The organism is Streptomyces sp. CBMA123 (genome assembly GCF_014596465.1).
GTDB lineage: Bacteria > Actinomycetota > Actinomycetes > Streptomycetales > Streptomycetaceae > Kitasatospora.
Genome location: NZ_MECK01000002.1, coordinates 38,796 through 61,661, shown reverse-complemented (window position 1 = coordinate 61,661; position 22,866 = coordinate 38,796). Strand labels below are relative to the sequence as shown.

Annotated in this window: 21 protein-coding genes; 10 read left to right on the top strand and 11 right to left on the bottom strand. The window is 69.0% G+C overall.

Going from position 1 to position 22,866, the window contains the following annotated elements:
- Positions 1–38: 38 nt before the first annotated feature.
- From BG452_RS01745 to BG452_RS01720, 6 genes are all read left to right on the top strand, one after another.
- Entirely contained in the window at positions 39–695 is a 657-nt protein-coding gene (locus BG452_RS01745; RefSeq protein ID WP_317620858.1) for a hypothetical protein, read from the top strand.
- Positions 696–698: 3 nt separating this feature from the next.
- Positions 699–872 (top strand): hypothetical protein, encoded by a 174-nt coding sequence (locus BG452_RS01740; protein WP_188302315.1) that lies wholly within the window; start codon positions 699–701, stop codon positions 870–872.
- Positions 873–1,446: 574 nt separating this feature from the next.
- Positions 1,447–2,205, top strand: coding sequence for a TnsA-like heteromeric transposase endonuclease subunit (locus BG452_RS01735; RefSeq protein WP_188302314.1), 759 nt, complete (start codon positions 1,447–1,449; stop codon positions 2,203–2,205).
- Positions 2,202–4,241: a Mu transposase C-terminal domain-containing protein gene (locus BG452_RS01730; protein WP_188302313.1), complete on the top strand. Its 2,040-nt coding sequence runs from the start codon at positions 2,202–2,204 to the stop codon at positions 4,239–4,241. Before BG452_RS01735 ends, BG452_RS01730 begins: the two co-directional genes overlap by 4 nt.
- Entirely contained in the window at positions 4,238–5,293 is a 1,056-nt protein-coding gene (locus BG452_RS01725; RefSeq protein WP_188302312.1) for an AAA family ATPase, read from the top strand. Before BG452_RS01730 ends, BG452_RS01725 begins: the two co-directional genes overlap by 4 nt.
- Positions 5,290–6,138: a TniQ family protein gene (locus BG452_RS01720; RefSeq protein WP_188302311.1), complete on the top strand. Its 849-nt coding sequence runs from the start codon at positions 5,290–5,292 to the stop codon at positions 6,136–6,138. Before BG452_RS01725 ends, BG452_RS01720 begins: the two co-directional genes overlap by 4 nt.
- On the opposite strand, the gene BG452_RS01715 is transcribed toward BG452_RS01720, so the two are convergent.
- Positions 6,098–6,580 (bottom strand): hypothetical protein, encoded by a 483-nt coding sequence (locus BG452_RS01715; protein WP_188302310.1) that lies wholly within the window; start codon positions 6,578–6,580, stop codon positions 6,098–6,100. The genes BG452_RS01720 and BG452_RS01715 overlap by 41 nt on opposite strands.
- Before the next feature lie 378 nt (positions 6,581–6,958).
- Between BG452_RS01715 and mobF the strand changes: the two genes are divergently transcribed.
- Together mobF and BG452_RS01705 are read left to right on the top strand one after the other, a co-directional pair.
- A complete protein-coding gene (gene mobF / locus BG452_RS01710) occupies positions 6,959–11,410 on the top strand; it encodes a MobF family relaxase (protein WP_223241609.1) in 4,452 nt (1,483 codons plus the stop codon).
- A gap of 137 nt (positions 11,411–11,547) precedes the next feature.
- Positions 11,548–12,573, top strand: a complete 1,026-nt coding sequence (locus BG452_RS01705; protein WP_188302309.1) for a hypothetical protein — start codon at positions 11,548–11,550, stop codon at positions 12,571–12,573.
- Between the two features lie 49 nt (positions 12,574–12,622).
- Here the strand turns inward: BG452_RS01705 and BG452_RS01700 are convergent, their stop codons facing one another.
- The 10 genes from BG452_RS01700 to BG452_RS01655 form a co-directional block, all read right to left on the bottom strand.
- Positions 12,623–13,561, bottom strand: coding sequence for an NUDIX hydrolase (locus BG452_RS01700; protein ID WP_188302308.1), 939 nt, complete (start codon positions 13,559–13,561; stop codon positions 12,623–12,625).
- A gap of 402 nt (positions 13,562–13,963) precedes the next feature.
- Positions 13,964–15,286, bottom strand: a complete 1,323-nt coding sequence (locus BG452_RS01695; protein ID WP_188302307.1) for a UDP-glucose dehydrogenase family protein — start codon at positions 15,284–15,286, stop codon at positions 13,964–13,966.
- A gap of 94 nt (positions 15,287–15,380) precedes the next feature.
- Complete coding sequence (locus tag BG452_RS01690) at positions 15,381–16,625, bottom strand: hypothetical protein (RefSeq protein WP_188302306.1); 1,245 nt, start codon at positions 16,623–16,625, stop codon at positions 15,381–15,383.
- Between the two features lie 47 nt (positions 16,626–16,672).
- Positions 16,673–17,923 carry an aminotransferase class III-fold pyridoxal phosphate-dependent enzyme gene (locus tag BG452_RS01685; protein WP_188302305.1) on the bottom strand — a complete coding sequence of 417 codons (1,251 nt, stop codon included), beginning with the start codon at positions 17,921–17,923 and terminating at the stop codon, positions 16,673–16,675.
- Positions 17,924–18,120: 197 nt separating this feature from the next.
- On the bottom strand, positions 18,121–18,459 hold the full coding sequence (locus tag BG452_RS01680; protein WP_188302304.1) for a hypothetical protein: 339 nt from the start codon (positions 18,457–18,459) through the stop codon (positions 18,121–18,123).
- A 155-nt stretch (positions 18,460–18,614) separates the two neighbouring features.
- A complete protein-coding gene (locus tag BG452_RS01675) occupies positions 18,615–19,556 on the bottom strand; it encodes an endonuclease/exonuclease/phosphatase family protein (RefSeq protein WP_188302303.1) in 942 nt (313 codons plus the stop codon).
- Complete coding sequence (locus BG452_RS01670; protein WP_188302302.1) at positions 19,553–20,071, bottom strand: NUDIX domain-containing protein; 519 nt, start codon at positions 20,069–20,071, stop codon at positions 19,553–19,555. The genes BG452_RS01675 and BG452_RS01670 overlap by 4 nt, the downstream gene beginning before the upstream one ends.
- 107 nt (positions 20,072–20,178) lie before the next feature.
- Complete coding sequence (locus BG452_RS01665; protein ID WP_188302301.1) at positions 20,179–20,589, bottom strand: hypothetical protein; 411 nt, start codon at positions 20,587–20,589, stop codon at positions 20,179–20,181.
- On the bottom strand, positions 20,586–20,876 hold the full coding sequence (locus BG452_RS01660) for a hypothetical protein (protein ID WP_188302300.1): 291 nt from the start codon (positions 20,874–20,876) through the stop codon (positions 20,586–20,588). The genes BG452_RS01665 and BG452_RS01660 overlap by 4 nt, the downstream gene beginning before the upstream one ends.
- Positions 20,873–21,283: an ATP-binding protein gene (locus BG452_RS01655; RefSeq protein ID WP_188302299.1), complete on the bottom strand. Its 411-nt coding sequence runs from the start codon at positions 21,281–21,283 to the stop codon at positions 20,873–20,875. Before BG452_RS01655 ends, BG452_RS01660 begins: the two co-directional genes overlap by 4 nt.
- Before the next feature lie 212 nt (positions 21,284–21,495).
- On the opposite strand from BG452_RS01655, the gene BG452_RS01650 reads away from it, so the two are divergent.
- Together BG452_RS01650 and BG452_RS01645 are read left to right on the top strand one after the other, a co-directional pair.
- Positions 21,496–22,341: a Scr1 family TA system antitoxin-like transcriptional regulator gene (locus BG452_RS01650; RefSeq protein WP_188302298.1), complete on the top strand. Its 846-nt coding sequence runs from the start codon at positions 21,496–21,498 to the stop codon at positions 22,339–22,341.
- Positions 22,338–22,799 carry a hypothetical protein gene (locus BG452_RS01645; RefSeq protein ID WP_188302297.1) on the top strand — a complete coding sequence of 154 codons (462 nt, stop codon included), beginning with the start codon at positions 22,338–22,340 and terminating at the stop codon, positions 22,797–22,799. The genes BG452_RS01650 and BG452_RS01645 overlap by 4 nt, the downstream gene beginning before the upstream one ends.
- Positions 22,800–22,866: the final 67 nt, after the last annotated feature.

Below are 22,866 nucleotides of genomic sequence, written 5' to 3'. Positions count from 1 at the left end.
CCCCACCGAGCAGCCACGACCACGAACAGGAGGCGACCGTGCCCGCCAAAACCGGCCGCACGCTCTACTCACGCGCAGACCTGCGCAAGGTCCACAAACTCAGCGAACCCACACTCCAGAACCTCTGGACCGACCGAGAGAACAACGGGCACCCGCCCGCCGAGATCATCGACGGCGTCATGCACTGGGACGGCGACGAGTGGGCCACGTGGCACCACGAGCTCCAGCGCCAGCGGGCCGCCGCGAACACCACGAACCCGCCGAAGCTCGACGGCGACCCGGAGGACATGGTGGGCCCGGCCGAAGCGGCGAAGGTCTGCGGGTTCGCTGGCTCCGAAACCATCTCCCACTACATCAAGAACCCGCCGGAGGGCTGGCCCGAGCCCGACGACTGGGACGAACTGCCGACCCGCCGGCGCCCGAAGTGGAAGCGCTGGCGGCTGTGGCAGTACCTCGCCGACCGCAAGGGCAAGGGCCACGCCGGCGGTCGCCCCTCCGGCCCCCGCGCCCGCGTCGCCTACCCCTACCAGGGGGACGAACGGCTCACCCTCGCCCGGCAGGCCATCGCCGCCAACCCGCAGGCCACGAACGCCGAGCTGATCCCCCAGCTCTTGGAGCAGACGGAGAAGACCTACTCCCGCCCGACCTGGAACAACATCCTCAAGTCGGCCCGCGAGCACCCCGAGGAGGACTGACCGTTGCCCGACACCCGCTGCCCGCGCTGCGGCGGCCCACTCGGTGAGCGGCCCGCCCGTTCCCGGGTGACCACCGACCGGGAAGTCCTGATCTGCACCATGTGCGGGACGGATGAAGCCGTCCGCGACGCCCACGGCCAGGCGCCCGTACCGCCCGGCGAATGGCCGCTGACCTAGTTCAGCCGCCCCAAGGCCACCCGGTGGTACCAGAAGGTCCCCCGCTCCAGCCACTGGAGCGGGGGACCTTCCTGTATCTCCCGGCAGCAGCCGACCCGTGAGCCCGGCCCGCCCCGCGGAGCCGCCTGCCCCGGCCACCAGCAGCTGCCCACCGAGCCCGAACCCGCGAAGTCCACCCACGCCCGCAGGACCCGGAGCCACCTCCGGCTCCATCACCTCACCGAGCACGAAGCCCCAGCCCCCGGACCCGCTCCCGAGGTAACAGTCCAACAGCACGCCAGGCCCGATCGAGCCCGATCCGTAGCAGCAACCAACCCGCCCGGAGTGCCCGAAGGCACCCCTAGCTGATCATGATCTTGAATTTTAAGGACCAAGGTATCGTCACTTCGTGACGATACAATCAGCAAAGACGACCGTGTCCGGTCTCACTGGACCTTGTGGTGTCTCACGTGTCTCAGGTGGTAGGCGGCCGATTCGCGGCGCGCGTGGCCGACTATGCCCGGTTTTCACCTTTCAGGGTGGATTGAGTCTCATCTGACCTGGCAGGTCTCACCGGACCCGTGATGGTCGTTCCATGGACAGGACGCGTGCGCTTTCCGATGAGGCCCTGCTGGAGGTGGCGGGCTTCGATGTGGCCTGGGTGGAGGGCGGGGCCGAGGTCCGGCGGCCGTTGAGGGATGCGGTGGGGATCCCGTTTGAGGACGTTCCACCGGTGCGCGACTTTCCGTCGTACCGAGGGCAGCGCCACTTCCCGGGGTTGTACTGGTCGGCGACGACGGGCCGTCATGTGGGGTTCGAGTCGTGGCTGGAACGGGACCACGCGATGCTGCTCGACTTCGACCCGCAGGTGACCGGGTTCGCTTCGCAGCCGTTCTGGCTGTGCTGGCGCGATGAGACGACACGGCGGGGACGGTCGCACGCACCGGACTACTTCGCGCGAGCCGTCGATGGGACGGGGCTGGTGATCGACTGCCGTCCGGTCGACCGGGTCGACGATCGCTCCGCGGTGGCGTTCTCGGTGACGCGGCAGGTGTGTGAGTCGGTGGGCTGGGCCTATCGCCTTGTCGGGGCACTTGATCCGGTCCGGGCGGCGAATCTGCGCTGGCTGGCCGGCTACCGGCATCCACGCCACGCGGCGGCGGCCGGGGCGGTCGCCGCAGTGCGGGCGGCGTTCGCGGTTCCGGCGCCTTTGGTGGCACAGGCCGCGATGGTCGGGGATCCGATCGAGGTGCTGCCGGTGGTGTTCCACTTGCTGTGGTCCGGGGTGCTGGGGGCGGATCTGTCGCGTCCGCTGGGTGATCTGACGTTGGTCGAGCGGAGGTACGAGCGATGAGTGGGCTGCTGCCGCGCGGGGTGCTGGGTGTCGGGGACCGGGTGCGGTTCGGGGACAGGGTCCACTCCGTCGTCGGGCTGGCGGGGACCTTGGTCCGCCTCGTCGACGATCACGGGGCCGCGAGCCTGGTCCTGTTCTCCCATCTGATGGCCTCGGAGGGGTTCGCGTTGCTGGACTCCCAGCCAGGGGCACCGGGGCTGCCGCCGTTCGGACTGCTGGACACCGTTCCTGAGCCTGCTCTGCGGCGGGCGAAGTTCTTCGAGCGGCACCTCATCGAGGTGGAGACCGGTCTGCTGCCGAACGCGCCAGCGGGGTCCAGTCCGCGCCCGGAGTACGACCCGAAGTGGCGCAAGCTCGGCGAGCGCATGGTCGCAAAAGCCCAAGAGCTCACGGTGTCGGGCACACCGGTCTCGGACCGGACGCTGGTCCGGTTGCGGAGTCTATGGCGTGAGCAGGGGGTCTGGGGGCTGGTGGACCGCCGGGTCATGCGCGGTTCCCAGCAGCCCGGAGGAAATGCCGACGAACGCCTGGTCGCCGTCGTGGTCGAGGTGCTGGCCGCGCAGGAGAACCTGTCGACGGGCACTCGCAGCCGGGTGATGCGCCAGGCCGAGCGGCTCGTTGCCGAGCGCTATGGCCAGGGGGTGGTCGCGATCCCGTCGCGGGCGACGTTCTACCGCCTGATCAAGGAACTCGACGAAGGCAAGCACTCGTTCGGGGCGGCGACCACTCGCCGGTCCCAGGGCCGGCGTCCGCAGGAGCCGTTCACTCCGACGATGGCCGTCCGGCCAGGGGAGGTCGTCCAGATCGACACGACCCCGCTGGACGTTCTGGCGGTGCTGGACGACGGGGTGACCGGGCGGGTTGAACTGAGTATCGCGGTCGATGTCGCCTCGCGGACCATCTGCGCGGCGGTCCTGCGTCCGGCCGGGACCAAGGCGGTCGACGCTGCCCTGCTGCTGGCGCGGACCCTGGTCCCGGAGCCGATGCGGCCCGGGTGGGCGGAGGCATTGCGGATGTCCGCGTCGCTGATCCCGCACGCACGGCTGATGAGCATCGACGCCCGCCTGGAGTACGCCGCCGCCAAGCCGGTCATCGTCCCGGACACCATCGTGATCGACCACGGCAAGGTCTTCGTCTCCGAGACCTTCACCGCCGCCTGCCGCACCCTGGGCATCTCGGTCCAGCCGGCCCGTCCGGCCACCCCGACCGACAAGGGCATCGTCGAGCGGACGTTCTCCTCGATCAACACCCTGTTCTGCCAGCACGTCGCCGGCTACGTCGGCTCCAACGTCACCCAGCGCGGCCAGGATGTCGAAGCCGTCTGGACTCTACGGGAGTTGGCCGAGCTGTTCGAGGAATGGTTGATCGCCTGCTGGCAGAGCCGGCCCCACGACGGCCTGCGCAGTCCGTTCCTGCCGAACAAGGCCCTGTCGCCGAACGAGGTCTACGCGCTGCTGGTGACCCGCGCCGGGCACCTGCCGGTCTGCCTGACCGGCGATGACTACATCGAACTGCTGCCGGTGGAATGGCGGAGGATCAACGACTACGGGATCGTGATGGACTACCGCACCTACGACTGCCGTGAGTTGGGCCCCTATCGCCGCCAGCCCTCCGGCGTCCCGCTCAAGGGCGACCTTTGGGAAGTCCACTACGACCCCTACGACCTGTCCCACGTCTGGGTCCGCGACAGCAGGGCAGGCGGATGGATCACTGTCCCGTGGACCCGGCTGGGCACGGTCTCCGCGCCGTTCGCGGACTTCACCTGGCGCCACGCCCGCTCGCTGCTGGCCACCCGCGGCGCGGACGACACCGACGAGCGGGCCATCGCGGCCGTGGTTGAGGACCTGCTGACCCGGGCCGCCACCGGTCCGGACCGCAAGGTCGCCGCCCGCACTCGCGCGGCCACCGCCCTGCCCAGCCGACCGGGCATCGAAGCGCCGCCGGATCCCGGCACCGAGCCGGGGCCGGAGGCGGTCCTCGGCGAGGTCGTCCCGTTCGGGGTATTCGACGCCTTCACCGACGGGAGCCGCACATGACCCTGCCACTGGAGCCGCAGGAGGTCGACTACCCGCTGACGACGAAGGAGGGCTGGGCGGCCTTCGTCAACGAGGTGCCCGCACCTCCCCTCGTGCTGCCGCCGGCCGTCCTGCAGCGGCTGACGGAGACCGAGCGCGCGGACTACGACACAGCCCGGGAGGACTACCATGCCCAGTTGGTGATCGTCTCGACGCCGACCATCCGCCACGTCGCCGCCACCGGGCGCAAGCGCATCCTGCTCAACAGGCACCAGCATTCGGCCCGGCGTGGGCTCATCGTCTCCGGCCCAGCGGGCACCGGCAAGACCACCGCCATCACCCAGCTGGGCAAGAACTACGAGCAGTTGACCCGCCGTCGCGGCACCCTCTCGCCCCAGGCCCTGCCAGTCCTCTACGTCACCGTCCCTCCGGCCGCCACGCCCAAGATGCTCGCCATCGAGTTCGCCCGGTTCATCGGGCTCCCGCTGCCGTCCCGGTTCAGCCAGGTCGAGGTCACCAACAAGGTCTGCGACCTGGCCTGCACGCTGTCCTGCCGCCTTGTCCTCATCGACGAGCTACACAATCTCGACATCCATTCCAGGATCGGTGCCGAGGCGTCGGACCAGATCAAGTACCTGTCCGAGCGCATCCCCGCCACGTTCGTACTGGCCGGCGTCGACATCGAGGGCACCGGCCTGTTCGCCGGGCGACGCGGGGGCCAGATCGCCAGCCGCTACAGCCTCATCCCCACCAGCTCCTTCCGCCACAAGACCCCGCAGGAGCAGGCGGCCTGGCAGGCCCTGGTCGCCACCTTGGAGAACGCGCTGCGGCTGCACGCCCACCGCCCGGGCACCCTCCTGCGACTCGCCCCCTACCTGCACGACCGCACCGCGGGCATGATCGGAAGCCTGTCCCACCTGGTCCGCGAAGCCGCGCTGGACGCCATCCTGGACGGCACCGAGAAGATCACCCGCAGTGGCCTGGAGGCCGTCGACCTCGACGAGAGCGCCGAACAGCAGAACCTCCCGCGCGCCCGCCAGCGCCGCACCCGCGAGGCACGAAGGACCGCATGACCAGCCACCTGCGGACCTTGCCCCTCTCACTGCCGCCGGTCCACGGCGAGACGATCGGCTCCTACCTCAACCGCCTCGCCGACGCCAACCACCTTGCCATCGGCCACCTCTCGTTCCTGATCGGCCCCAACCGCCGCCACCGGCGCGACGACAACCGCGTCGGCTACTGGACCCCCGCAGCCCTGCCACGACTGGCGATCCTGACCGGGAGAAGCATTCCGGCCCTACTCCACGCCATGCCCGCGCTGGCCGCGGTGCGGGAGCCCGGACAGCGCCGACCACCCCTGGCTGTTGAGGAATTGGCCGAACCACGGCGCCGCCCGGCCTGCCGGCTCTGCATGGCCCACCGCGGCATCCACGGACTCGTTGTCCGCAGCACCGACCCCCACGAAGGCGTCTGCCACCGGCACCGGATCTGGCTCCTCGGCGGCGACCAGCACGACCTGTCCGCTCTCCCCGAGATCACGTCCGCCGACCGTCGGCACCGACGGCTCGTCCGCCGCCGCAAGGACCCCTTCATCACCGTGGACTACCTCCACGCCCGCAAGATCACAGCCCAGTGGTTCCGAGAGGCCGACCCATCACCACTGCACCAGCGCTGGAACCGCCGCCTGGGCACCTTGCCGGAGGACCCCTATGGAGATCCCCATCGTCCCGACGAAGACCGCATCGAGCTCGCCACCTACCCCGAGACCACTACCCTGACCAGCCTGTTCGCCTCACCGCACTGGCGCGGACATCACGGCCTGCGGGCCGAAGCCGCCCAGCGTCTGGCTATCGCGGTCCAGGACCTGCCGCCCGGGCTCACTGCAGGTTGGCGTCACCCGCAGGCGGATAGGGCGTGATCTCGGCCGCCCACGCCGTTGCCGCCGCCAACACTGCCTCCGCCGTCAGCCGGGACGTGACCACAAACGGCTCACCCGAGCGGGCCTGGCGTCGCCAGGGGGGCGAGAACTCCAAGTCCAGGCTGACGCCCAGTTCGACCAGACCCGGATCGGTCCAGGTGAAGGTGAAGGCCAAGTTGGGCTCGGTGAAGTCCAGTCGGCCGCTGCCATCGTGTTCGGAGCCGGAGGGGCGGGCCGCCGCCCGACCGAGCCATCGCGCCAACTCAACGGCGTCGTCTGCGGTCAATGCCTGCCAGCGGAACGACCACGTCCCCTGCGGACAGTGGGCGGACCCTTCGACGATCAGCCAGCTCTGCCGCTGGCGCGGGTCAACCGCATCGGGGAACTGGTAGCCCACAACGCCCAGCTCGACACCATACCCGTCGCTACCGATCAACCTCATCGGCCCAGCATTCCACGCTGGGAACCCGTCAGGCACCAGGGACGAGCAGCCCGCCCCTCGACTCGCGAAAAGGACTCAGGACCAACCCCGGGTTCCACTCAAGCTGACCCAGTCCCCGGAAAATGCCATGCCCAGCGAGAATCGCCTCTCCGGCGTCTCAGCCAAGCTGACGAACCCCAGCTCAGGAGACCGGTTTCAACCGCGATCGATGAGACTGCCGACGCCGCCCCAGCAGCAGTCCGCCTCCCAGCACATCACCCACGAGACGAGTCTCAGCCAGACCTGTCAGAACCCAGGTCACAGCATGCCTTCGTGACATGATCAATGAGACGGGACAGACCGGATCTGACCGGATGAGCGCGGGGGGTGAGCGGGCCGATGGCGTGGGTGACCATGATCGGCCCGAGCGACGAGCAGGTTGAGTACCGCCTCACTGGCGGCCACGGATGCGGGAAAACCGTCCTGGTCGACGCCGCCCCCCTCGTCGCCGCGATCGAGGCCAAGGCAGCAGAAGCCGGTAGTACCGTCGCCGCTCTGCTCGGCCCCACCGAGGCCAAGAAGACTTTCTTCCGGGCCCGCACCCAACTGCGCAACGCCAAGAACGCGCGGTTCACCGGGTTCGACGCCGTCGAAGTCGCCGCCGCAGCCGGCCTCAACGCCCGCGACCTGTACGGTGATCAGGCTCTTCCCCGACCTGTCGGCGATGGGCAGGTGGACTACCACCTCGACGCCAGCGAACGCCCCCTCGTGTGGATCGGCGGCGGCCTCACCGAGTTCGGCATCACGCCCGGCAACATCCTCGCGCCCCAGCAGTTCCAGGCGGCCCGACGCCTCATGCACGGCGAGGACCCCCGCACCGGCCAGACCCTGGTGGAACCCAAGGTCGCCATCGCCCCGGCCGCGAAGCTGCCCGCCGCCCCGCTGGTCCGCGCCATCCGCCGCGCCGCCGCCGAACGCAGCGTCAGCCCCGCCAGCCTGCTGGACTCCAAGCGGAAGAAGGACGCCTTCCGCCGGATGGAGAACCAGCTCCAGCGGTTCGGCGAATCGCACCGCGCCCCGGCCTCCACCCTGCTCAAGCTCGCCGACGCCGTCGGCATCGACGCCGTCGCCCTGTATGGCGAAGCCACCCTGCAGAAGGCCGTCGCCGCCGAGGCGGGTGGGCGCCTCGACGCCCGCGCACTCCTGCGCGCCGTCGAAGCCCGTGCCACCGAAACCGGGCAGAGGCCCGCCGACCTGTTCACCGCAGCGTCCATGAAGCGCCGGTACGCCCAGGCCGCGCGCGAGGGCGAACGACGCCTCCGTGACCTGCCCATGGACGTTCGCGAAGCGGTCGCCATGGCCAAGGCCGCAGGAATCGCGCCCGAGAACGTGTGGGACGCCGAGGAGATCAAGGCCGCCCTCCTCGAAGGACGCGTGCAGGTCGGCAACCGTGGAGCCGACGTCACTCTCGACCTCCCGAAGTCCAAGTCCGCGTTCCTCGCCTACGCGCCCGACGAGATGGCCGCCCAGGTCGAAGCCATCTACACGTCCGCCGGCCGTGAGTCCATCAGCGCTCTGGAACGGTGGACCGCCTACGGCATGCGCGGACACAACGGTGACGGCGTCGAGTCAGAGACCGTGAAGACCAGCGGCTTCTCCGGCTGGATGATGGTGCACCGCGCCGCCCGGCCCGTCGACGGCGCCCCGTTCGGCGACCCCCACTTCCACCTGCACTTCACCATCGCCAACATGGCCAAGGGCGCCGACGGCCAGTGGTCCACCGTCGCCAGCGGCGGCCGCGACCTCAACCGCCACGCCCGCGCGACCCAGTCCCTCATGAACGCCCGCATCCGCAGGGAGCTGACCGATGGTTTCGGCATCACCTTCCGCCGCGAGGAGCGCACCGGCGCGTGGGAGATCGCCGCGATCCCCGAAGCCACGATCCGCCTGTTCAGCAAGCGCGACAACCAGGTGCGCGACCTGCTGACCAAGCTCGGCATCGACTACGACAGCGCCACCACCCGCGAACGCACCGCAGCCTCCGCCGTGTCCAAGGCCGCGAAGAACGGCGAAGCCGCCGGCGTCGAGGACGACGTCCTGCGCGCCTACTGGCAGGCCGAAGGCCAGGCCGCCGGTGATGACCCCGACGCCATCGCGGCCAGCGCCATGGAGCAGGACCGGGCAGACCAGAACCCCAGCCTGGACAAGCTGTGCGCCCAGGTCTTCGATCCGAAGACCGGCTTGACCAGCCACGCCAAGGAGTTCACCCACGCCGCCGCCATCGCCGCCGTCCTGGACGCCCTCCCGTACGGAGTCGCGGACGCCGACGAAGCCGAACAGCTCACCAACTCCGTCCTGCGGCACGCCGGGTACGCGGTCAAGCTGAACCCGAAGGGCGCCCAGCACTTCACCCACGCCGACCGCTACACCACGGCCGACGTGGTCGCCGCCGAAACGCTCATCATCTCCGAGGCCACGAACCGCCTCAACGAGCACGCGGCCGTAGTCAGCCACGACACCGTCGCCATGACCCTGTCCGCCGTCGAAGCCCAGCACGGCGGCACCTTCGCGTTCTCGGGCGAGCAGCGCGCGGTCCTCGAACGGCTGCTGACCGCAGGCCACGGAATCGACGCAGTCGTGGGCATCGCCGGATCGGGTAAGACCACGATCATGGACAGCGCCCGGCAGGCGTGGGAGGCCAACGGGCTCATCATCGCCGGGGCGAGCACCGCCGCCGTCGCCGCCGCCAACCTCAAAGCAGAGGCGGGCATCGGCTCCCGCACCCTCGCCTCCTGGCTCACCGGCATCCGCAACGGCGGCCCCGGTCTCACAGGCGTTGACGTGCTAGTCGTGGACGAGGCGGCGATGTGCGACGACCGCGACATCGCCGAACTCCTCGCCCACGCCGCGACGACCCGCACGAAGGTCATCGGCATCGGCGACCCCAAGCAACTGCACTCGCCCGGCATCGGCGGCTCCTTCGCCGCCGTCCACCACATCGTGGGTGGACTCGAACTCACCGAGAACTTCCGGCAGAAGGACGCGATCGAGCGTCGGGCACTGGCACTGTGGCGCGACGACAACCGCATGGAAGCACTCCGCGCCTTCGCCGGGACCGGCCGCGTGCACGCTCTCGCCGACAAGGACGCGACCCTCGCCGCGATGCTCACCATCTGGGCCGACAAGCGCGCCGCGCACACCGACGACCACACCGCCGTGCAGCAGCTCCTCATGCTCGCCTCCACCAACGAGATCGTGGAAGAGCTGAATCTCGGCGCCCGCGCCCTGCGGAAGGCCGCCGGTGCCCTCACCGGCCCGGAACATCTCTTCGCCCTGCCCGGCGGCGGCGAACTCGCGCTGTCCATCGGCGACCAGGTACTCCTGCGAGCCAACGACTACCGGAGCAAGCGCAGCCGGGGCGAGAACGAAGACGTCCTGAACGGCTACCGCGGAATCGTGCGGGCCGTGGACGAGGCACGCCGGGTCCTGGTCGAGTGGCGCGAGAAGACCGCCGAGGGCCACCGCGACGTCGCCGAGTGGGTCGATACCGATTACATCGCACAGGGCGGACTCGGCCTCGGTTACGCCATCACCGGCCACAAGTCCCAGGGCCTGAGCGTCCAGGAAGCCCTGGTCTACGGCCCCGGCGCGCAAGCCAACGCCCTCTACACGATGATGAGCCGCGACAAGAAGGAGACTCACCTCTTCCTCCCGCTGTCCGTCTACGAGACCGACGCGGACCGTGCTCGCGCAGGCGAAGCGCTCACCGACCAGGAGCAGCTTGACCGCGCCGTCGCGGGCCTGATCCGCGAGGTCGAGAGCGGCACCGAGGAACGCATGATCCTCACCGAACTCCCGCAGTCCGCCATCCCCGCCCACGTCCGGGACGTGGTCGCCGACCTGCCGACCCCGCGCGCTCCCGGCACGGGCAACGCCCACGAGGCGGAAGACATCGAGGACACGCCCAAGGTCGAGCAACGACGCGCTTCGGGTTCCACCAAGCGGTCGGCGGCGCCGTTCACCGCTCCGGACAACGGGCAGACGGCCGCCCGTCCGTACGCCCACCTCAGCACCCAGGCCCTACGCGACGCCGCGCGCAAGGCTGCCACAGCCGCGCGCGCCACAAAGACGGCGGCCGAGAAGGCAGAGGTCGCAGCCGACCATGCCGAACAGCAAGCCGCCGCAGGAGTCGGCCCGAATACGCTCGCCCTCAGCCGTCGACTCCAGGACGTCGACCACCGGGCTACGACGATCCGTGAAGTTCGAGCGCTGAGCGGTGTTGTCGCGGAACGGACCGCTGATCTGTGCGGCTTCGAGGAACGCCTTGAAGGGCTCCAGCGGCAGCTGACCGCCACTGGTCGATTCGGTCGGCCGGTGCTGCGCGGGGACGCCCGGCGGGCAGTCGAAGCCGACCGTGACGCACTGCTTGGCGGGCAGGAAGGGGCCGGACGTGAACTGGAGCAGTTGAACAACCAACTCCGCGAACTGGCCGAGACCGCAGGCCCCGCCGATGAATTCGAGGCCGTGATGACCGAAGCGAACATGCCCGAGCAAGAGATGACTGCTCTCCTGCGACGCGCTCAGGAGAAGGACAACCGAGGCGCCAAGGGTCTCCGCGCAGAGGCTGTCATTGCACGCACGACCGCCAACGGCGCAGCTCACCGCGAAGCTGGCCTTCGAGGCGAGATTGCGGGGCGAAGCCGGCCGAACGCCCATCGGTCCCACGCTGACGAGCTACCGGGACCGGCCCGGGGGCGACAGCCCGTGTCCTCTTACACCAACCACGCGGGGGCGGAAGCTCCGCACCTACACGATGTACCTGAACCTCCTCTGGCCGAACCGCTGTCGTAGGGATGCCGGCAGCAGGCCGCTCAGCAGCCTGAGCAATGCTCCCTCCGGTGACTGTGCCTTAACGCCCTGCGCAGGGCAGCGTCGGCAGCAAGGGGAAATCAGGGGTGACATGTCGGTTCTGGGGCTATCGTCACGCCATGAGTTCACCTACCCGGCAGCGACTGTCGGTTCGCATGGGCGCGGCCCCAGTGCCTGCGCTGGTGGAGGGAGTGCCCGCGTCCCTTGACCCTGCGCTCCGCGCCTGGATCTACGAGACAGCGGCTCAGGACCCGGAAGAAGCACAGCATTTGCTGATCCGGCTGGACCTCACACTGCCCAAGAAGTACGCCGACACGTACCAGCAGCAGCTACAGGAGCGGCAGTCGAAGCAGGCAGAGCTCAGCGCCCAGTGGGAGGCAGGCAAAGCGGCGCGGGGAGACAACACATACGTCGCCCCCCGACTGCCCGTGCCCATGCCACCGAACCCGTTCGCGCGCTTCTTGGCATACGGAACGGACCATGAGCTCCTCTGGGATGTCGTAGACGACCTGCTGTTCGCGCTGTGTCGGGAGCCGTTGTCACCCGAGACGTGGCCGGTGACAGCCTTCCTCAACCCCGATGCGCGGCGAACGAGGCGGATCATCGAGCCACTAAACCGACTGCTCGCCGAATCACGGTCGGTATACGAGGTCGCCCCGAACCAGCGCGGCCTCACACGGAGGATGGAGGCTGGTCTCGGCGAGGCACTCGCTCTGGCATCGGATGCGGCCCAAGACGGCGGCTACCCGAAGGCTCGGCGGCACCTGGAGCGGGCACGCGACAAGCTGTTCGCAGTGCGCCCCGACCCGAGCGGCGCCTATGTGGACCTGATCCGCGCGGTAGAGGCCGTGGCGTGCCCGATGTTCCTGCCGCTCAACCAGGTGCCCACACTCGGCATGGTCCGAGCCCACATCAAGGACGCAAAGACGAAGTACGAGTACGTGCTGACGGACAAGTCCGGGACAGCGGGCACCACCGATGCGGTGGTCGCGATGCTCACCGCACTGTGGGAGGGGCACAGCGACCGGCACGCCGGCGGTCCGCGCGAGGTCCCCGTACTCCAGGAAGCCGCCGAGGCAGCGCTGACCGTGGCGACGGCCCTGGTGACGATGTTCAGCACAGGGGCAGTCCGGTTGCGGCGCTGACGGCGCAGGCAGGCGAGAGGCCGCCAGCAGCCGAAGGCGCGGGGCTAGGTCATGCCGAACCCAGGACGATGTACTCCTGCATACCGGTGCGCAGCGCTCGCAGGGCCGACCGGATCAGCTTGTCCCGGTCGCAGTCACTGCTGTACTCGGCGGCTGTGCCGATGACGACTTCGCTGTGCTCCCGCGGGTCGAGCTTGATCGCGTCGATCTGCGCCGGGGACAGCTGGGGGCCCTTGTGGACGAATCCGAACTTCATCGGCCAGCCGTCGGCCGGGCTCCGGAAGATCGAGGTGAGGAGCGGGTGCAGCTTGGGGTCTGGGGCGAGCCGGATACCGGTTTCTTCGAAGCACTCCCGTACGGCAGTGTGCAGCGGAGTCGCGTCGTGAAACTCCATGTCCCCGCCAGGAAATTGGAGTCCGAGAGCTGGGTCGGCGGCGCGTAGCAGCACCGGGGCACCCTCGGTGGTGGTGCAGAACAGCGCCCCGTAGGCCGGGCCATGGGGAATCCTCGTCAGGTACTGGGGGAGCGGCACCCACCCGGTGATCGGGTTGGGCGGGGCGATCTGGCGCACCACGGACCGCCCGCCGTCGCTGACTTGCGGCGGCAGCTGGTCGGCGTAGGTCCAGATCTGCTCGTCGTGCTCGGCGGACAGGACCACTGCGGTCCCGGCCGGCACTGTGGCGGTGAACACGAACTGACGACTCGTGCGTCCCGGTTGGTTGGTGTAGTCGATGTGCATTGCATAGGCGAGGTCCAGGCCGGTCAGTCCGGCCTCCTCACGGAGTTCCCGGGCGGCGCCGTCGCGGATGTCCTCGCCGGGCTCTAGGCCGCCGCTGGGATACTCCCACCAGCCAGAGAAGGCTTCTTCCTTGGCCCGGCGGAGCAACAGCACCCTGCCGTCTGTGTCGGACACCAAGACGGCGGCGGCCAGCTTCTCGATGCCGTCCGCGCGGGCCTGGGCGCTCGCGGCGTCGGTGTCGATCGTCATACTGTTGCTCCTCGTGCGAGTTGGCGGTGCGGCACCCACCGCGTGGTGGTGTCCTGGCGCTGGTAGGGAACGTCGCTGCCACGATCCGCCTGGAGGGCGCGCAGGTCGGCGAACACGCCCCGGGGTGTTGGCGAGCTGGTCGAAAGTGCCTTCTTGCAGGACGCGCCCATGGTCGAGGACGACGATGCGGGTGTTCCGGTCGCCGGGTATGCGGGCACGACAGGGGGATTGCTGACTCTTCACGGGCAGGTCTTCTTCCGCGATCGAACGGCACAGGTGGACGCCGCGCTCTTCGGCCCGCTGAACGAGCCGGAGAGCTGGGCAACAACGTGGCCGGGCCGCCCCCGTGCCTGCCTCCGGCTCAGCTCGTACATGAGCCGGAGGCGGTATGGGGGCGGTGACCTATTTCCCGGGCCGTCCGAGCTGGTGGACCGTCCAGCCCGTCGCCCGCCAGGGCTCGGGGTCGAGTACGGTCCGGCAATCCACGAGCAGCGGGGTTGCGGGACGGCCAACAAGCGTCTGAGGGTTGGCCTGCTGGTACTCGGGCCACTCTGTGGCCAGAACGACGAGGTCTGCGCCGTCGAGAGAGGCGGGCAGGTCGGAGGTGTAGTCGAACTCGGGGTTACGGATCGTGGCCGTGGCCACGGCCTGCGGGTCGTGGACGGTGACGGTGCCGCCGGCCTGCTGGAGGGCCTGCGCGAGGGCGAGCGCCGGACTCTCGCGGACGTCGTTGGTACCGGGCTTGAATGCGGCGCCCCACACGGTGATCCGGGCTCCCTTGACGGGGTGGTCGCCCAGGGCGCGGGTGATGAGGCCCATGGCCACGCCGGTGCGGGACTCGTTGACCTGTTCGGCGGCTAGCAGGAGGGTTGCGGCCTGTCCGGCGCCGAGCTGCCGGGCTGAGGCGGTGAAGGCGCGGACGTCCTTGGGGAGGCAGCCGCCGCCGTAGCCGATGCCGGGTCGCATGCCGCCGCTGCCGATCCGGGGGTCGATGCCCAGGATCTGCACGATCTGGGAGATGTCGCCTCCGGCCGCCTCGCACATGTCCGCGACCGCGTTGATGTAACTGATCTTCAGGCCGAGGAAGCTGTTCGCTGCCCCCTTGGCAAGCTCGGCGGTCTGCGGGTCGCAGATGAAGATGGGGACACCGGCGTCCAGGATGGGGGCGTAGACGGCGCGGATGGCCTTCTCTCCCTCCGTGGTGGTGACCCCGGCGATGATGCGGTCCGGCCGCAGGGTGTCCTCCACCGCGTGTCCCTCGCGCAGGAATTCCGGGTTCCACACGACCTCGACGGCCGTACCCGCCGGGGCCAGTCGCTGCGCGAGGGCGGTGACCTTGGCGGTGGTGCCGACGGTGACGGTGCTCTTCCCGACGATCGTGCAGGCTCGGTCGAGGTGGGGGGCGAGTTGGCGGATTGCTCCGTAGACCTGTGCGGTGTCGTAGGAGCGGCCGTCGGCGTCGATGGGGGTTCCGACGCCGACGAAGTGCAGCTCGGCGAAGGCGGCGGCCTCGCCGATGTCGGTGGTGAACCGCAGTCGTCCGCTCGCGGTGTGACGGGCGAGCAGCTCGGGCAGGCCGGTCTCGTAGATGGGGCATTGGCCGCCGTTGAGCTGGTTGACCTTGGCCTGATCGACGTCCACGCCGATGACCTCGTGGCCGAGTTCGGCCATCGCCGCCGCGTGCGGGATACCGAGGTGACCGCAGCCGATCACGGAAACGCGCATTGCAGGGTCCTTGTCTGGTCGGGGGCACACCGTTCTCGGCGCGCCCCCTGACGCTATCGCTGTGGGAACGGGCTTGTGGTGGGCCCGAGTTCGCTCAGATGTTCACGTTGAGGAGTTCAGCCAGGTGGAGCAGGGCGGGGGTGGCCTCGGACCGCACGATGACGTCGCCCTCGCGGGCGCCCTCGATGAGGTAGGGCTTGTGGACCCCGTTCTCCTCGACGCCTTCGGTGTCGAGGTAGAAGATCTTCAGGCCGAGTTCGCGGGCACGGGCCTGGACCTTGCGTCGGTCGGCGTGCAGACCGATCACGAGCACCGCCTTGGCGTCCTCGGGGAACGGCATGTGGGGCGTCTTCTGGTCGTAGCGGCGCATGTACGCCTCCGGCAGCCCGGCCCGCGCGAACAACCTGTCGAAGTTGTGGGTCGCCACCGGGCCGGTCATGTGCCCGGCGTCGTGAAGGGCCTTCAACGCGCGGTGCGCGCTGGTCGGCTCTGCCAGGAGCAGGCGGCGGAACATGAACACCATGTCGTCCACCTTGCTGACCGGGTCCGTCAGCATCTCCTTGACCAGGAGGTCGGAGACCGGGGAGAGCGTGAACTTGAAGCCCTGGGTGAGGTCGTTGCCCGTTCGGGCGGTGACCCGATAGACCTCGTGCAGCCAGTGCAGCGGCGGGACGCCCGCCTCGATGCTGGTCCCGCATCCGGCCTCCACGACGAACGGCAGGTACTCCAGCAGGCCGGACAGGTCGGCGGCGTAGGCCGGCTTGCCGCGCTCCTCCTTGACGCGCATCCCCCCGGCCAGCACGTCCCAGGGCAGGTTGCGCGCGGCCCGGGTGAGGGCGAAGTCCACGGAGTTGATCGTGACGTCGAGCGAGGCGAACCCATCGGGGGTGTCCCGTCCGGCCCGCTCGTCCTGCGGGTGGTGGGTGTGCTCAGTGATCGTGGCGTACAGGTCGCCGTGGCGCCAGGACCCGGCCTCGTCGCCGGTCGGCTTCCACTGGCCCTCGGCAAGCCATCGCTCCAGGTCGCTCTGGTGTTCGGCGATCTCGCCGGCCGGGGCGAGCCACGACACGTGCAGGTACAGCTCCTCCAGCACCAGGCGGTCCATCGGCTGGGTCCGGTCGACTCCGTAGTGAAGCTGGTAGTGCACGACGCGGCGGCGGCCGTCCTCGTCCTGCGTCCAGCCGGACTGCTCCGCGTTGGCCGGGTCCTGGGTCCGCCGCCAGATGCCCTCCTCGACGGCCGGGCGGCGCTGCCCACTGGCCTCCGGGGAGAAGTGCGCGTCCCACGCGCGGACCTGCTCGGACGTCATGGAGTCGAGCACGGGGTGGGGCAAGAACATGGTGGTCCTCCTTGAATGATCGGGTGTCGGCCGGTGCGTGGTACGGCCTAGCCGTTTCGGTCCAGGGCGGTCACCGCATCGGTGAGCGCTGTGGACAGGTAGTCGAGGTCCTCGTCGGTCGAGGTCAGCGCGGGGGCGACGACCAGGCCCTCGCTGCGCGGGTCGCCGGCTCCGGTGAACGGGTAGAAGAACGCGCCGCGTTGCTCGCACGCCGCCATCAGCGGCCAGAGGAGACCGGGCGCCAGTTCCACGCTGTACAGGTGGCCAAGGCCCCGGACGTCCCGCACGCCCGGCAGGTCGGTCAGGGCCCGCAGGCGCGCGCCGAGCACCTGTCCGCGAGCCCGGAAGGCGGTGTGGTCGATCGACTCCAGCTCGTCCAGGACACCGAGGCACGCCGCCGCCTGGAGCGGGTGGGTGGCCATGGTGCCCATCGCGGGCAGCGGGTCGGCGTCCTCGTGCCTGATGAGCGGTGCGATCTCGGGAGACACCAGCACCGCGGCCACGCTGGTGTACCCGGCGCCCAGCCCCTTGGAGAGGATGACAAGGTCCGGCTCGGCGCCGGCCCAGTGGTTGCTGGCCAGGGGCGTGCCGGTGCGCCACAGCCCGGTCAGCACCTCGTCGTGGATGACGAGGACGTCCCGCTCCCGGCAGATCTCCGACACGCGGCGCAGGTATCCGTCCGGAGGCACGTAGGCGCCGCCCGTGCTCCCGTTGACGGGCTCGATCAGGACGGCGGCGACGTTCTCCGCGCCCCGGACGTCGATCGCCCGCGCCACGGCGTCGGCGCACGACGCGTCGCACCATGCCTGGTCGTGGGGGTGAGTAGGCGGGTAGGGCGCGGCGAAGGCCGGGCCGAGGCCGAGTGCGTCCTCCGGGCGGGGGCGCCGGGCATGGTTGCCGGCGAGCGCGAGGGTGAGCGCGCTCATCCCGTGGTAACAGAGGTCGTTGGTCAGGATGTCCGCGCGCCGCTTCCCGCCGCGCACCCTGGCGATGTTGCGTGCCAGGCCGATGGCGATCTCCACGCCAAGCGTGCCGCAGGTGACCAGCGCGACGGAGTCTTCCGGACGCCCCACGGCGTGGCACAGGCGCTCCATCAGCTCCAGCTGAATGTGGGGCCGTACGACGGCGGCACCGGCGAACGTGGCGAGGGAGAACTGCTTCTTGATACGGGAGAAGACCCGGGCGCTGCCCTGGCCGACGTTCACGCAGAGGAGTCCGCTCGATCCGTCGAAGATCCGGCGGCCGTCCGCGAGGTGGAGCCAGGGCCCGCGCGCCGCCACGACATCGAGGTCAGGCAAGGGCCGAGTTGACGTGAGCAGACGCTCGCGACGGGGTAAGTGCCGATTCACGGTTAGGTCCCTTCTTGGGTGCGCTGATCAGGTGCAAGTCGGTTGTGGTGCTGGTTTGTTGATGGTCGGTGCCGCTGCGGGCACCGGAGCGCGCGGCCGGAGACGGCGGCGACGATCGTGCAGCCGCTTAGGAGCTGGCCCTTAGATCAGAGCCGCAGTTCCGAGCGGAACACCTCCGGCGCCTCCTCCTCGGCCGACTCCAGCAGTGCCACCAGGGCCATCTGCGCCACCGAGACCAGCGCCGCCCGGAGCTCCTTGGTGGCGTGCCCCTTTCGGCCCACGCGCATCTTGCGCAGTTTCAACATGTTGAGCGCCGCGTCACCCATGTCCTGCTGCAGGTAGAGCAGCAGGAGGTTCATGAAGTCCGGCGCATCGTCGGAATACCCCTTCAACTGCGCGTGCTTGTCGCGTACGCGCTCCCAGAGGCGGTCCAGATCCATGGCCGAGTCGTTGTCGTTGGCGGCCTCGTCCGACAAGTCAGGCATCTTCTGCTCTCTGCTGGTGCCGATTGGCTCAGGTGGTATGGAATTCTGCGAAGGAAATCTGGAAGGCCGTCCCGGTATCCCATGGAGAACACCAGGACGGCTTGGCCCCACCATGTAGGGGCCACCCCCGCCGACCGAGCAGTTGTCGGGGGAAACTAGTTGGCGTTCATCTCCAGCCACAGCACCGGCTTGCTTACAGTCCACACGGTGGGCAGGTGGTCGGAGGTGCGGCGCAGCTCCTCTGTGTCGGCGACCCACGCGCTGATGGTCAGCGCCGCGAGGGACGGGCTGACGGTGATGCCGTCGATGCGCCGCGACCCGTACTGGTGCGGCTTGCCCCAGCCTGCGGTGATGCCGGCCGCGTCGTTCATGCCGAGCTTGTCCGCGGCGAAGTGGCAGACATCGATGTAGCGCAGCTGGTTCAGCACGCGCACCGGGTAGTCGTTGGTGACCCGGGTGCCGTCGCCAGTGTCGAAGGTGCGGTTCAGCCGGAAGACGACGTCGGCCTGGGCGTCGGTCCTCTCGAACTCGTCCCAGTCGGGCCCCTGGCCGGGCTCGAAGGAGTTACGGTCCATGCCGATGACGGTCAGCAGCCCCTTGTTGGCGAAGGTGCTGAACCAGTCGGCCTCGACTCGCTGCACCGCCGCCGAGAAGTAGCACAGGTGGTGCGAGACCAGCGCGAGCGACTTCTGACTGAGCGCCCCCGACCGCTCCTCCCGCATCTTCACCGTGATGTTCGCCGCCGGGTGCCACGGCATCCAACTGTGGTCGAATTGGTCCTGCACGACGAACGGGCCGTTCTTCCGCAGGAGGATCGCGTTCGCGTTGCGCGAGGCTCCGGGCAGCATCCCCTCGGCTACCTCGCGCACGGCCGGGGGTTCGGCCGCCGCGTAGCCGAGCATGTTCAGGCGCAGTGCGACCTTGTCCAGGTCCCCGGGTTGCATCTCCTGCCAGAGCACGATGTCGGGCCGCTGCTGGGCCAGCCAGTCGCAGGCTTGGGCGAGCTTGACCCCGTGCTCGACGTTCCACGAGATGATCTTGACGACGGTGTCGTTCGGCACGTCCATCTCGCGCAAGGGAGCTGCCTGTTCGCTCACGCGCTCTCCTCCGCGTTCCGTGGCAGATCATCAGCCCGGTACCCCTTGTACAGGTCCAGGGTGTGGCCCAGGATGATCGCGTCCAGCGCCGCGTGGGCACGCCGGACCCCGTGGGGGTTCATGTACTTGTCGAAGTCGGCGCGTGGCACGAACCGGTAGTCCACGAGCCCATCCCCGAGTTTGATCGGCGCGTCCCTCGACAACCGAGAGGGCACGTCATACAGGAAGTTGAACCCACGCGCGTAGCGCCCGGCCGGCACCTCGTCAATGAGGACCATGCGCCCGAGCTTGACGGAGATACCGATCCGCTCGACGGCCCGCGCCTGCGCCGCCTCCCGCCGGTCGTGGGCGGCCTCGATCATCGAACCCCCCACCAGGCCCCAGGTGTGCTCAGCACCCTCGTCGATCAGATACTGCTTCCGCACCAGGAGCAGCTGATCCGTCTCGTCCCGCAGGGCCAGGAGCACGCCCGCCCGGGTCGGGGTCGGAGTCGTCCAGTAGTCGCCTCGCGACATTTCCCCTCCTCGAATCCACCTCCCACCAGTGGGGAGGAAGTCTGTGGTGCGGGACCGGCCAGCCACGGAGCGGGTATGTCACTACCGGCCGGTCCCGCGATCATCCGCTAGCCGACGCGCCGGTACGGCGCGGGTCCGCGGGAAACCCCAAGTGCGGCGCGGGGGAGCCGCGGCCGTTCCTGGGGAACCTCGGGCGGCCAAGCCGCCTCGAACTCGCCCAGTACGAACTCGCGCCGGTGCGCCGCGAGGATGAGCTGAAGCTGATGCTCGTAGGGACCGACGCCCAGTTCCTTCAGAATCCAGACGGCCAGCTTGCGGGCCATGACCGAGTTGGTCAGCACGAAGGCGACCCCACCGCGCCAGGATGGCGTCACCGGGAGCACGTGCGGGCCGCCGAGCGTCACCCGGAGCATGTCGTTGTTCGGGCCGACAGCCGTGACGTTCAACTTGCTGAGGTCCGGCGGCGTGGCGCCAGCGCTGTTGCTGTGCTGACCACCGCTGGCGGATGAGTGCTTCATGACCTCACCGGGTCCTCTCGCACGAGTTCGCCGGGAATCACAGTGACCGGCCCGGCATGCCGACCCCAGCCGGGCTTCGTCACGCTGCGCATGATCTTCAGGGCTGCCATTCCCTGGGCGATGCACTGGCCGTCGATGGTTACCTCCGCGCCGATGCGCTCGCCGAGGCGCAGCATCAAGCGCTTGAGATGCTGTTGGTCCATGGCATCGAGTAAGCGCGTCGCTGCCTCCAGGGCCTCGCCCGGAGACGGGTTGACGACGCCAACCGCTACTAATCCGTTGGTCATGTGGGGATAACCTCCTCGATCGCGATCGAGACGCAGACCACCTTCCCGCCGGGGATGGGCGCGACCTCGAACGACTCGGACAGCGCCTCCGTGAGTTCCATCCCTCGGCCGCTCTCGTCTTCGGGGCCCGCCCGCCGCCGCCTGGGGGGGACGGAGCTGGTGTCCGCAACCTCGATGCGGATCAAGCCATTCGAAGGAGTGAACAGGGTTACGCGCACGGGGCGTTGGGTGTGTAGAACTCCATTGGTGACGAGTTCACTGACGACGAGTTCGACGGTGTCCGTCGGCACCTTGAAGCACTCGTAGGCGTTCTTGGCGAACCGGCGGGCCTTGGGGACGGACAGCTCTGCCGCAGGGAACTGACTCGACGCGAATACGTGAGCGTGTCTGTCTTCCAGGTCCAGCACGACTGCCTCCATCGTGTGGGGGTGCAGCTGCCGAGGTGCACGACATGATCACCAACGGTGGGGTGATGACCGTGCTGCGTGGTGATGACGAGTGTGTACCCCGTCACACCGTGTGCGCAACCCCAATGGGTAACCCAATGGGTCGACCCTCGGATCTTGCAACACTTCCGCTGGCGCTGGAGACTGACGGTTAGCCAGAAGGGAGGAACCAAGTGCCACCGCACTTCTCACCGATCACCGCCGGCGCCCTGGGCGTTGAACTGGGAGCCCTCCGCGGCACACTCGTGCTTCGCGAGGTGTCCAAGGGGACCGGGCTCGACGCCAGCGATATCAGCAAATGGGAGAACGGCAGCAAGCTCATCCCCGAGCGATCCCTGGAACGCCTACTCGACTTCTACGACGTCCAGGGGGAGCGCCGACGGCGCCTGCTGAACCTGCGGGAGAGCGCGACCAAGGTCCACTGGTGGGCGCCCTTCCGCGAGATCCTCGACCACCAGATGATTGGTGAAATCGAGGTCGAGGCCAAGGCGACCCTTCTGGAGGAGATCGTCGACGACTCCTTCGGCTACCTCCTCCAACACCCGAACGCTCGCCGGGAGAACGCCCAGTACTACTGGCAGCAGCCAAGCCCCGACGACGCGGAGCTGTATCTGGAGGTCCACCGCCGTCGGCGGCAGCGGTTGTTCGACAACCCGCCCCTGCACGTGCACGCGATCGTTCACGAGTTGGCGTTCGAGCGCTCGACCGACCCGGAGGTGATGGTCCCCCAGCTGACGCTTCTCAGGGACCTGACGGCCCAAGGTCATGTTGTCCTGCACGTCATCCCCAAGACGTCGGGCGCAGCGGGCAGGGTATTCTTCCGAGTCAAGCGGTACAGCTTCGATGAGGAAGATTCACCAACGTATGTGTTCTCCGAGGCACTTACCGCCGGGACTGTGCAAGAGTCGGAGCGCGAAGAGATCCGCTTCAAGCGAGCCTGGGCCCGCCTGTCCGCGCTCGCTCTCTCGCCCGAAGAGTCCAACGACCTCCTGCATCGACGTCTGAAAGACTGGCTGTGACGATCTCCCACGACCCCTACGCCCACGACGGTACCGAGAGCATCACGGCCCGGGTGAAGTCGTTCGCCTCCAACGCAAACACCGGATGCTTGACGATCGAGCGATTCCGGGATGGCTGTGTGGAACTCGGTGACGACAAGCCCGGCCGCGAGAATGACCGGATTCGTCTGACGCCGGCGGCGTGGTCGGCTGTCCACCGTGCCTTCGAGACGAAGGAGCCGCCGTTCGCCGAGTTCTACGACGCTGGCACCACCCTGGGCGTCGCGCTCAACTTGACGATCGGGCGGCTTCCGGACGGCGGCGTGGAACTCGGCGACAACACAGACGGCCACGCGGACGACAAGATCGTCCTCAACCAGGAGGAGTGGTCCGCTGTGCACCGCGCCTGGGAGGGCGGCCAGCCGGAGTTCGCCGAGCTCTACGACCCCGAGCACACCGAGGGCACGGCCGCTCTCTAAGTTCCGCGCGCTGCCGCTGCGCACGGAACGCGACGTCGCCCCCCGCACCGTTCGACCAAATCCGGCG